The organism is Granulicella sp. S156 (assembly GCF_009766105.1).
Lineage (GTDB): Bacteria > Acidobacteriota > Terriglobia > Terriglobales > Acidobacteriaceae > Granulicella.
Window position 1 is genome coordinate 549,494 of record NZ_LMUH01000026.1, and the last position, 11,276, is coordinate 560,769.

At 59.4% G+C, this 11,276-nt stretch carries 8 protein-coding genes; 2 read left to right on the forward strand and 6 right to left on the reverse strand.

Annotated elements, in window-relative coordinates; all coding sequences use genetic code 11:
* Positions 1-387: 387 nt before the first annotated feature.
* The 4 genes from clpX to GSQ91_RS23690 form a co-directional block, all read right to left on the reverse strand.
* Positions 388-1,674 (reverse strand): ATP-dependent Clp protease ATP-binding subunit ClpX, encoded by a 1,287-nt coding sequence (gene clpX, locus GSQ91_RS23675; protein ID WP_158824209.1) that lies wholly within the window; start codon positions 1,672-1,674, stop codon positions 388-390.
* 282 nt (positions 1,675-1,956) lie between these two features.
* A complete protein-coding gene (clpP, locus tag GSQ91_RS23680) occupies positions 1,957-2,547 on the reverse strand; it encodes an ATP-dependent Clp endopeptidase proteolytic subunit ClpP (protein WP_044176876.1) in 591 nt (196 codons plus the stop codon).
* Between the two features lie 106 nt (positions 2,548-2,653).
* Positions 2,654-4,090, reverse strand: a complete 1,437-nt coding sequence (tig, locus tag GSQ91_RS23685) for a trigger factor (protein ID WP_158824210.1) — start codon at positions 4,088-4,090, stop codon at positions 2,654-2,656.
* Positions 4,091-4,259: 169 nt separating this feature from the next.
* A complete protein-coding gene (locus GSQ91_RS23690; protein ID WP_158824211.1) occupies positions 4,260-5,537 on the reverse strand; it encodes a hypothetical protein in 1,278 nt (425 codons plus the stop codon).
* Between the two features lie 230 nt (positions 5,538-5,767).
* On the opposite strand from GSQ91_RS23690, the gene GSQ91_RS23695 reads away from it, so the two are divergent.
* On the forward strand, positions 5,768-6,445 hold the full coding sequence (locus GSQ91_RS23695) for a uracil-DNA glycosylase (RefSeq protein ID WP_254064855.1): 678 nt from the start codon (positions 5,768-5,770) through the stop codon (positions 6,443-6,445).
* An 85-nt stretch (positions 6,446-6,530) separates the two neighbouring features.
* On the forward strand, positions 6,531-6,827 hold the full coding sequence (locus tag GSQ91_RS23700) for a YtxH domain-containing protein (protein WP_158824212.1): 297 nt from the start codon (positions 6,531-6,533) through the stop codon (positions 6,825-6,827).
* Positions 6,828-6,942: 115 nt separating this feature from the next.
* Here GSQ91_RS23700 and GSQ91_RS23705 read toward each other — a convergent pair whose 3' ends face one another.
* Together GSQ91_RS23705 and GSQ91_RS23710 are read right to left on the reverse strand one after the other, a co-directional pair.
* Entirely contained in the window at positions 6,943-9,417 is a 2,475-nt protein-coding gene (locus GSQ91_RS23705) for an ATP-dependent Clp protease ATP-binding subunit (protein WP_158824213.1), read from the reverse strand.
* Positions 9,418-10,090: 673 nt separating this feature from the next.
* A complete protein-coding gene (locus GSQ91_RS23710) occupies positions 10,091-11,044 on the reverse strand; it encodes an NADP-dependent oxidoreductase (protein ID WP_158824214.1) in 954 nt (317 codons plus the stop codon).
* Between the last annotated feature and the right edge of the window lie 232 nt (positions 11,045-11,276).

Below are 11,276 nucleotides of genomic sequence, written 5' to 3' on the forward strand. Positions count from 1 at the left end.
GCGCATGAGCTGCCTCATAGTTGCTGAGGCCCTGCAAAAATCGTGCAATGTGGTTTTCCTTTGGGAAAAAACACGTAAACGCCCCTTCCTCCGGAAGGCACCTATAGCGAAACCGTTCGAGCTTAACATGGAGGGAATTGTACGCGCACGGAGGGCAGGGAATTGCACATGGACGACGATTCAGTGTCTAGACTCCGGCTCACCCCCCAGAGAATTGTCCTAAAGAGAGGTGTGGGGCAATTGGAAAGGTCTGGGGAACCCGGTCTAAGTGGCTAAACCACTTAGACATCGAGGACCCCCAGACCTTTCGGGTGTTGGCTGAGAAACTCCATGCCCAGTGTCATGGTCCGAAGCCCGGCCCTTACCTTGAAGGGCCCCAGAACCGCGCTACCCGGCCTTCTCGAGAATCACAGGAATGGTGATGTCGCGTGAGGACACCATCTCTTCCGTGATAATGATCTCCCGTACCTTCTTATTCCCGGGGACGTGATACATCAGGTCGAGCATGAGCTCTTCGAGGATCATGCGCAGACCGCGAGCGCCAACTTTGCGGGTCAAGGCCTCGCGGGCGATTGCACGAGCGGCCTCGTCGGTCCAGGTGACCTTAACTCCCTCGTAGTCGAACAGTTTTGCATACTGTTTCAGGATCGCATTGCGCGGTTTGGTGAGGATTTCAATCAGCGCGGCCTCGTCGAGTTCGTCCAGAATGCCCATTACCGGCAGCCGGCCGACGAATTCGGGAATCAGGCCGTACTTGAGGAGGTCTTGCGGTTCTGCCTGGCGAAGCAGTTCGGCATCCCGCTGCGCGCGGATGGGTGTTACCTCGGCCTCTCGGGCGTGGGCATCGGCGATGGCTTTGAAGCCCAGCGCCTTCTTGCCGATGCGTCGGCCGATAACTTTTTCGAGTCCAACGAATGCGCCGCCGCAGATGAACAGGATGTTCGTCGTGTCGACGATGGTGAACTCCTGGTGCGGATGCTTACGGCCGCCTTGCGGCGGAACACTTGCAACAGTGCCTTCGAGCAGCTTGAGCAACGCCTGCTGCACGCCTTCGCCGGAGACATCGCGTGTGATGGACGGATTCTCGTCCTTGCGGCCGATCTTGTCGATCTCGTCGATATAGATGATGCCCTGCTGAGCTTTGGTCACATCGCCCTCGGCAGCCTGCAGCAGCTTCAGGAGGATGTTTTCGACGTCTTCTCCAACGTAGCCGGCTTCGGTCAATGTGGTGGCGTCGACGATCGCAAAGGGAACATCCAGCATCTTCGCCAGCGTCTGTGCGAGCAGCGTCTTGCCGGAGCCTGTCGGGCCTACCAGCAGAATGTTCGATTTGGCGAGCTCTACATCATTACCGCGCGTGCGATTCATCTGCACGCGCTTGTAGTGGTTGTAGACGGCGACGGCGAGCTTTTTCTTCGTCATTTCCTGGCCAATGACGTACTCGTCGAGGAAGGCCTTTACTTCAGCGGGCTTGGGCAGATGCGCTGGCGCCGCGCCAGGCTGCGTATCCCCTTTGTCGTCTTCGAGAATCGAGTTGCAGACGGCCACACACTCGTCGCAGATGTAGGCACGAGGATAGTCGGAAGGCGAGGAGATCAGCTTGGCGACAGCATCCTGTGACTTGTGGCAAAAAGAACAGCGAAGGGAATCTTCCGAGCCCCGGGAGGTCTTCATAGAGGGGTGTAACTCCTTTGTGTCAGCTGCCGCAAAGAGCGGACAGAGGGCCACGCAACAAACTAAAGTTTACACCTGCGAGAGCGAGGGAAACTGGTAGGAAACAGGGCGGCAATATGCAGTTAGGTACTGGGTGTCGAGTGGGGTACGCGGCAATATGCAGGAAACAGCAAACAGGAAGTAGGAAACAGGAAGTACACTCGGGACTCACAATAGTACGGATTCATCAATAGCTCCGTACCGCTGTCCTGTTTCCTGTTTGCTACTTCCTGTTTCCTGCCTTTACGTGCGTGGCCGGTCGATGATGTCGTCGATGATGCCGTACTCTTTGGCCTGCGGTGCAGTCATGATGAAGTCGCGTTCCACATCACGCTCGATACGGTCGAGTGGCTGACCGGTGTTGGCGCTCATTAGGCGGTTTGTGAGTTCACGAATGCGAAGGATCTCGCGTGCGTGGATGTCGATATCGGTAGCCTGTCCGCCCAGGCCGCCCATAGACGGCTGATGGATGAGGATGCGCGAGTTGGGCAACGTAAAGCGCTTGCCCTTCTTGCCAGCCATGAGCAGGAAGGCGCCCATGGAAGCGGCCTGTCCGATACAGAAGGTCACAACATCGTTCTTGATGTACTGCATCGTGTCGTAGATCGCCAGACCAGCCGAGATTGAGCCGCCGGGGGAGTTGATATAGAGCTGGATGTCTTTCTCTGGGTCTTCGCCGGAGAGGAAGAGCATCTGCGCGATGATGAGATTGGCGACATTGTCGTCAATCGGCGTGCCGAGGAAGATGATGTTGTCGCGCAGCAGACGGCTGTAGATGTCGTAGGAGCGTTCGCCCCGGCTCGTCTGCTCGAGCACCATTGGTATGAGTCCCATAGCTCTCTCTTTCTTTCTGCCTGCTCAGAATACAGGTCGGCGGGTTGGGGAAAAGCACCCCACCTCGCGACGATAGAACTGTCGCGAGAGTGGGGTACCCGAAGGACTAGGAGGCAAGTTTTTCGAAGAGAGCCGCGCCGGTCTTCTCGCGGCGCATCTGTTCGCGGATGCGTTCGATCGAACCGTCATCTGTGAGACGCTTGCGCAGCGTGTCGTAGGGCTCACGCGACTGGATGGAGAGCATCAGAAGCTCGCGCTCAAGATCTTCGTCGGTGACGACAACATTCTCGCGCTCAGCCACATGGTCCAGAATCAGCGAGGCCTTGACCTCGCTGACGGCCTGGTCGCGCTGCGCTTCGCGGAGACGGCCGAAGTCGAGTTGACGCATGGCGTCGGAGCTCATGCCCTGCTGCGCGAGAGCGCGCAGGCCACGCTCGAGTCGGGCGTCGATCTGCTGCTGAACAAATGTTTCAGGCAGCGGGAAGTTGAACTTCGCGACCAATTCGTCGAGCATCTTGTCGCGTGCCTGGGAATTGAGCGCATCCTTCTTGCGCGATGACGCATGCTCGCGCAGCTTGGACTCGAAGTCGTCCCAGCTCTCGTAAGGTCCGAGCTGCTTGGCGAACTCCTCGTCGCGCTCGGGATAGTCCTTGCGCTTGATGGCTTTCACTGTGACGTCATAGCTGACGGTCTTGCCCGCGAGGCGTGCTTCGCCGAACTCGGCGGGGTAGCTGGCCTCAAAGGTGAGCTCCTGGCCGACTTTGGCTCCACGAAGGGCTTCGTTGAAGGCAGGCAGGGTATTCTTGCCGCCGATCTCGATGAGCACATCTTCGCCAGTGATAGGTTGGCTCGTCTCGTCTTTCGTGGCTGCTTCGAGGCCGTCTTCCGTCACGGTCTGGGCAAGTTCCTGCACCTGACCCTTGAAGCCGATCTCGGCCCAATCGCCGTCGACGAGCGGGCGGTCTTCTTCAACCGGCTCTACGGTGGCGTGGCGGTCGAGCACATTGGCAAGCTCGGCCTGGTATTCATCTTCGGTCAACGCGGAATCAGGACGCTGGACGGAGATGGAGTCATAGCCGTCGACGTTAACTTCCGGCAGTACCTCAAAGGTGGCCTTGAAACGCAGTGGCTGGCCTTCAACGAGAAACAACTCCGAGACCTGCGGCTGCGAGACGGGGTTGATCTTCTGCTCTTCGAGCGCCTTGCGGAAACGGTCCGAGACCAGCGACTCAAGCACTTCCTGGCGTACTTCTTTGCCGAAGCGCGATTTGATGAGCGACTCGGGCACCTTGCCGGCGCGGAATCCAGGGATACGGGCCAGCTTGGTATAGCGCTTGGTTACCTGCCGGAATGCCTTGTCGACATCAGCGGCTGGCGCTTCGACTTCAATGGAACGTGTGAGTTCAGGGTTCAGCGTGGGCGTATGGTCATGATGGTGGTGGCCTTCGTGATCATGGCCTTCGTGGCTGTGATCGTGCTCATGCGCATCGGCGGTCTGCTCTGCAGCCGCAAGGTTCTCTTCGTGAGTGTCTGTGGGGGTCAAGTTTGTTGCCTTCCGGAGGTTTTGGCGGTGGCATTGCCTTCAAAAAAACGCGTGGATTGCGCCGCGTGCCAGTAACCGCTCGCCAAGGTCAAGGATACGAGGGTGTGGCGGCAGGGTCAAACGGCGCCCGTGCATAAGGGGTTTCTACAGGGGTTTATCGGCCAAAGGACTACTTCGTGGTTCCAGTCAACGCAAAGATCTGGACGCGCACCTTCCACTGCACGCTTGCACCGGGCTGTAGCGTAACGATGCCTGTCTGATCCTGGTTTGGCCACTCGCGGCCAAGCGGGTCACTGACATTCATGTTCGGACCGATCGAGACCCAGGGTTTGTCTGCAGGCGCGATGACCCGCAGATTCGTGATGTTGCTGGTGAGTGGGATGACGCGCAGTCCGTAGTTGGCTGCGGGGTCTCGCAACTCCGCGATAGGGCCATCGGACAACAGGCCCTTATGTAGATTTAGGTAGGTATTATCCAGCGAAATCTGGCCCAACGGGGTTCCGCTGGCCCGAAGGAAGTCGTGGGAAGTGCCTTGTGTCGGGGTGATACTACCGCTGAGTGTGCCTGCATCACCATCAGCTGGCTCGGCAAGGCTGAGGGAAGGGACGACGAGCAATGCGTTGGCGCGGTCCCCGCTGGGAATGGCGAAGTACGGGTGCCAGCCAAGCCCTATCGGCTCGGCGGCCGTGCCGGTATTACGTGCCGTCATGGTGAGGTCGAGCGATTGGCCTGAAAGCTCGACAAGGATGGTGATATCGGTACTGGAAAGCCAGTTGCCGGAAAATGAGCCTGCCTGGAACGTCGCTTCCGCGGACTGGCCATCCGGAAGCGCTGATGTCTTCACCGTATCTGCGCCAAGTGCGAGTAGAAGACCTTCAGTCGAAAGGGAACTGCCAGGAGCGCTGGATGGGAAGGTGATGCGCTGTCCTTGCCAGAGGGCTTGCAGGGCTCCGTTGCCTGGTGCAGGAAAACCAGTCAATTGTGCGGCCCAGGGTGCGAGAAACGCGCCTCCGTAGCTCGTAGAGGCACTGCCATTGTCGTCGGAATCTGCTCCGGAAAGAATCTGAGCTGCCTGGGATACGGGAGGAGCGACCAATAGATTGACTTCTCCTCGGCCTGGCAGAGAGGCGGTCAGTTGCCAGAGGTTGAAGCCGCGTCCAGGCAACAGCGTTGCGGAGACGAACTCGGGAGTCCGGCCGTTTTTGTCGATCGTCCGCGAAATGCGGATCGGATCCTGGCCGCCGGGTCCTGCCGGAGCTACCTGCGGGACGCGATCCGTGGTGACGGCCCGCAAGCGATGCAGATTGCCGCGTGAGTGCTCGTAGGAGCCAAGTGCGAGGACGAGGCACACGATCGCGATCAGGCTGGGAGTCATCCAGCCCGAAGTGCTCCAGCGGTCGAACCGGGAGGTTCGTGGGCTGCCAGAGTTGGGTGTTTCAACCTTCATCGAACAAATCTCTCTTGGGCCGGTATTGCACGGCCCTGTTGTGCGAACAAACGCCTTTTAGTCTCTATGAGAGAGACGTTGGTTCGGACCTGATGGTTGGATGCAATACGGAACAGAGAACCCGGGCCATCAACTGGCATCAGATATGATCGGCCAACGTGACACCTTTGAACAAACCGTTAGAGACCGATAGAGGGAAGAGTACACGCTCTTCAAAGAAATTGCTGGTATTGCAGGAGTTACATCAGGCTATTGCCACCTGCGAACGCTGCACTCGACTACGCGAATACTGCCGTGGAATAGGCGAAACGCGCCGTAAAGCCTATCGCGACGAGGTCTACTGGGCGCGGCCTGTACCCGGTTTTGGCGATCCGAACGCGAGAATCCATGTGATGGGCCTGGCACCTGGCGCGCATGGGGCCAATCGCACCGGAAGGCCCTTTACCGGGGATGGTTCCGGCGATTTCATGTATCCGGTGCTCCATGAGCTGGGTCTGGCGACGAAACCGAAGGCTATAGCCCGCGATGACGGTCTCCGGCTGCGGAAGCTGTGGATTAGTTCCGTTGTCCGTTGCGCTCCACCGGGGGATAAGCCGAAGCCCGACGAGATACGGAATTGCTCCCGGCATTTGACGGCGGAGATCGACGCTTTATCGGGAGTACGTGTGGTGGTGTGTCTGGGGAAGATTGCCTGGGATGGGTATCTGGCGCATCTGGTTGCGAATGGCGTGATCGAACGCAGATCCGCTTATGTCTTCGCTCACGCAGCGGAGTACACTCTGCCGAATGGTATTACGCTGCTGGGCAGCTATCACCCGTCGCTGCGGAATACGAATACGGGACGATTGAACCGTGTGATGTTTATGAGGGTGTTTGTGAAGGCTATGGAGATAGCCGGACTTGCTTGACCAGGCCAGGAAAATGTCAGAAACGACCAACCTGCGGCGGCAGGCTGGAATCTCAATGCAGAGTTGAATCCACGGAGGTATGCCAATGCGTAATAGAGAATTTTGGATCGCGCTGGGAGTTGGAGCCCTGGCTGGGGGCGTTGCAGCGCTGCTTTATGCGCCGCAATCGGGAGCGCAGACGCGCAAGAAGCTGAAGCGGGGCATTGAAGATGCTGGAGAGGCGCTGGAAGATGCCGGCGATTACCTCAGGGACCAGGCGGAGTATCTGAGCCGTGAGGCGCAGAAGCTGATTGAGCGCAGCAAAGGGCAGTTCGAAGATGCTCTCGATGCAGCCAGCGGTGTGGCGACGAAGGCTGCGAAGTCGGTTCAGAAGCTGGTCTGAAGGGTGTTGGACTCTGCCGTAAAACGTGACTTTCTGAACGCAGAGTAGTTGACCTGTAAGACAAAACGCTCCGGCTGTAAGGCCGGAGCGTTTTGGTTTTAAAGGAAAGCTGCGATTAGACCGTCGTGAGGGCCAGACCTGCGGACTTCTCTTCGCCGTCGGCGGTGACCGGACGATAGTGAAGCTGGTTGTTCTCGAGGTAGACCTCCAGGAAGGCTGGCCGCTCGGCTATCTGGCCGGCGATCAGCGCCTCGGAGAGAGGGTCCTCGATGAAGCGTTGCAGGGCTCTGCGCAGGGGACGGGCACCGTAGCTCCGGTCGACGAGTGTCTTGTCGAGAATCCAGCGCTTGGCGTCGTCCTGCACCGAGATAGTGATGGCCTTGTGGACGAGGTTGGTGTTGAGACCCTGTACCAACAGCTCCAGGATCTGCATGAGGTCGGAGTCGGACAGCGACGTGAAGACGATGACCTCGTCGAGACGGTTCAGGAACTCGGGGTTGAAGGTTCGCTTCACCTCGCTCATCACCATCTCCTGCATCTTCTCGAGTACGACCTCGTCCTTGCTCGACTGGAAGCCCAGGCTCTCGCGCTTCATGAGGTGCTTGGCCCCGATGTTCGAGGTCATCACGATGATCGCGTTCTTGAAGTCGACCGTATTGCCGAGACCGTCGGTAAGCTGGCCGTCTTCAAAGACCTGAAGGAGCAGGTTGAAGACATCCGGATGCGCCTTTTCGACCTCGTCGAGCAGAACTACGGAGTAGGGGGAACGCTTGACGCGCTCGGTGAGCTGGCCGCCCTCTTCGTATCCGACGTAGCCCGGAGGCGAGCCGATGAGCTTGGAGACCGAGTGCTTCTCCATGAACTCCGACATGTCGAAGCGGATGAGGGATTTCTCGGAGCCGAAGAGGAATTGCGCCAGGGTGCGCGCGACTTCGGTTTTGCCGACGCCCGTTGGCCCGAGGAACAGGAAGCTGCCAATAGGACGTGCGGGGTTTTTGAGACCGGCACGAGAGCGACGGATGGCGCGGGCCAGGGCACTGATCGCCTTGTCCTGCGCGATGACGCGCTTGTGCAGCTCTTCTTCCACGCGCAGCAGCTTCTGAGTCTCTTCTTCCTTGATGGAGGTAATCGGAACGCCGGTCCAGCGGGAGACGACGTCTTCGATGTCCTCACGCGTCACGATGCCCGCGGAGTTCTCGTCGAGGTGGTACTTGTCGCGAAGAGCGCGGAGATTCTCGCGTTCCTTGCGCTCCTCGTCGGAGTAGAAACGCGCCTTCTCGAACTCGTGGTTCGCGATGGCGTTCTCCATGCGATGCACGATGAACTTGATGCGCTTCTGGACCTCGGTGAGCTCTTCGGGAAGCGTGGTCTGGCGCAGCTTTACGCGTGCACCGGCCTCGTCGATGAGATCGATAGCCTTGTCCGGCAGGAAGCGATCGGGGATATAGCGGTTGGAGTGCGAGACGGAGAAGGTAATCGCGTCGTCGGTGTAGCTGACGGCGTGGAACTTCTCGTACTTCTCGCGGATGCCCATGATGATCTTGATCGCGTCTTCTTCGTTGGGCGGCGGTACTTTGACGGCCTGGAAGCGGCGTTCAAGGGAGCGGTCTTTCTCGATGGACTTGCGATACTCCGCCGGCGTGGTGGCTCCGATGCACTGGATCTCACCGCGGCTGAGTGCGGGCTTGAGGATGTTCGCCGCGTCGAGCGAGCCCTCGGCCGAGCCAGCGCCAACGAGCGTGTGCAGCTCATCGATGAAGACGATGGAGTTCTGATTCTCCATCAACTCTTTCATGATGGTCTTCAAACGCTCCTCGAACTGACCGCGGTACTTGGTGCCCGCGACGATGAGGCTCAGGTCGAGAGACAACACGCGCTTATCGGCGAGGAAGCTGGGAACCTCGCCGTCGGCGATCTTCTGGGCCAGACCTTCGACGATGGCCGTCTTGCCGACTCCCGGCTCGCCGATGAGGACTGGGTTGTTCTTGGTGCGGCGGCAGAGGATCTGGATCACGCGCTCCACCTCGAAGTCGCGGCCAACCAGTGGATCGAGTTGCTGGTCGGTTGCGGCCTGAGTCAGGTCGCGCGAGAACTCGGCGAGCAGGGATTGCTCCTGCTGACCGCCGCGCTGTTTGGTGCCACTCTGTGGTGCGGGCTTTTCCTGCGTGGTGCGCTGCAGCTCCTCGCGGATGGCGGGGAGGCGCAGGCTGCGTTCTGTGAGGATCTCGGCCGCAAAGCACTTCTCTTCACGGAGCAGGCCTAGTAGTAGATGCTCGGTCCCGATGTGCTTATGCGAGAGCCGCTCGGCCTCTTCGGCCGCGTAGGCGAGCACGCGCTTGCACTCGTTGGAGAGAGGCAGGTCAACCGAGGTGCTGACCTTTTCACGCACGGTGGTGTGCTGCTCAATCTGTTTGCGGATGGATTCCACTGAGGCGTGCGAGCGTAGGAAGCGATTGGTGAGCGCTTTATCTTCGCGCAGCAAGCCCAGCAAGAGATGTTCGGTTTCAATGTAGGGCGAGCCAAACTGACTCGCTTCGTAGCGCGCGAAGAAGATAACGCGCCGCGCCTTTTCTGTGTAGCGTTCGAACATGCTCCCCCTTCGAACCGCCGCCCCCGCGCATGGAGCTAAAAACCACTAGAACCAGAAACAGGGGCGCGGTCTGCGAATGACGATTACCGTGGCCGCCGCCGCGATGGTTTGCGACGGTGAGGACTGATTGCCGTTGCTGGCAGCCAGAGAGTTAACACCTAGTGTATCCGCGCCGGGCCCGGAAACGAAGCCCCGGCGAAGATTCAGGGATCAGAGATTGGACGCTCCTGTGGGAAATTGGTCGCAAACCGGGGATTAGGGATTAGGGTTCAGGGTCCAGAAGGCTTTATCTTCTGAGCCCTATCATTCGTCACCGCGTAGACAGTACTTGATTTCGTGCAACTTCTCGACTAAAGCTGCTAGTAGCCGGTATGAAAATGCTTTTCATTCTTTTACGCCGCATCGGAATGAAGAGGGCAATTAGAGCAATTCCCGTATTGATGTGACGTGGAGAATTCCTGCGAGTGCTGTTTTTCTTGAGGAAAAACAGCGTATAGACCTGTGGCTCGCTCTACCCCGATACGGAAACTGCTCGAGCCCACCGCTTACCATCCCTCCTAGGTGCGCCGCTATGCTGATGCCGGGAAAGATAGAGACGGCCAATCCGATGAGCATGGAGCACATCCAGGCTCACATCGCCCGAGGCGACGGGTGAGATGGGCAGGCCGTTTGCCTACAGGTCGATGACGACCTTGCCCTTCACGTGGCGGTCGGCCTGGAGTTCGACCGCAGTGCGGATTTGCTCGATCGGAAAGCTTGCGGCGATGGGTACCCGGAGCCGGCCGGTCACAATCAGGTGAGCAAGTTTTTCCAGGGCGTCGTGAGCAGCGTTGGCGCCGTTGGCTGGTGTGATCCCGTCGAGCTGGCCCGCGATAGTGGTGATGCGCGTGTCAGGGACGCCGAGTGTCCTTGCTGCGTGAGCTGTCTCCGTTCCATGGAGGTCGATCGCAGCGGTGATGCCACGGGGAGCGAGGGCACGTACCCTGTCCGCCAGGCCGTCGCCGTAGGCGACCGGTTCGGCTCCGAGATCGCGCAGGAAATCGGCCGATGCCGCCGATCCCGTCCCGATCACGTGCGCCCCTGCGATTCGGGCCAGCTGGACGGCGAATGTCCCGACTCCGCCCGCCGCGCCGCCGATCAGCACGGTGTCGTCCGGCCCAAGTTCGACCACGGCCAGGGCGGCGGATGCCGTGCGTCCGGCGATGGTGAGGGTGGCGGCGGTGCGGTCGTCGACGCCGTCGGGGGTGTGATGGGCCTCGTTCGCCGCAGTGTCCCCGGTTGAGTTGACCACTACGAAGTCGGCGACCGCGCGGGACAGGGCGCCGCCGAACACCCGGTCGCCTGGTGCGAAGCCGGTCACCCCATCACCGACCTGGTCGACTATTCCAGCGTAGTCTGTCCCGAATCCGGCCGGCAGGGTCAAGCCGAAACGGGCGGCAGTGTCCGCATCAGCGGTCATGAACCAGTCCATCGGGTTCAGCCCGGCCGCGGTGACCCGAACGCGGACCTGTCCCGGTCCGGCTTGCGGAGCTGGAACATCCTGGATACTGAGAACTTCGGGGCCGCCGAATGAATCGAGCCGGACCGCTCGACTCTTGCTCGACAGTGGATCGCTCAATTTCTTCATGCTTTTCTGTCTCCTTATGTTGAAGAACATATTAAAACGGACTATGCTCCGTTTATGGATGACCGTAACATAATTTGCATGGACGACCTAGTAAAAACGGAGCGTGATCCGTTTTGACGCCCCGAGCAGACGCAACCCGTAATCGCGATCAGTTGCTCACGGTGGCCACCCACGTGTTCGCGTCGGCTGCCACCGAGCCGTCGATGCGTGCGATCGCACGCGAGGCAGGGGT

Excerpts from the sequence above, each read along its gene's own strand:
- clpX (WP_158824209.1), bottom strand. The coding sequence starts at position 1,674 with ATGAAGACCTCCCGGGGCTCGGAAGATTCCCTTCGCTGTTCTTTTTGC.
- clpP (WP_044176876.1), bottom strand. The coding sequence starts at position 2,547 with ATGGGACTCATACCAATGGTGCTCGAGCAGACGAGCCGGGGCGAACGC.
- GSQ91_RS23690 (WP_158824211.1), bottom strand. The coding sequence starts at position 5,537 with ATGAAGGTTGAAACACCCAACTCTGGCAGCCCACGAACCTCCCGGTTC.
- GSQ91_RS23700 (WP_158824212.1), top strand. The coding sequence starts at position 6,531 with ATGCGTAATAGAGAATTTTGGATCGCGCTGGGAGTTGGAGCCCTGGCT.
- GSQ91_RS23705 (WP_158824213.1), bottom strand. The coding sequence starts at position 9,417 with ATGTTCGAACGCTACACAGAAAAGGCGCGGCGCGTTATCTTCTTCGCG.
- GSQ91_RS23710 (WP_158824214.1), bottom strand. The coding sequence starts at position 11,044 with ATGAAGAAATTGAGCGATCCACTGTCGAGCAAGAGTCGAGCGGTCCGG.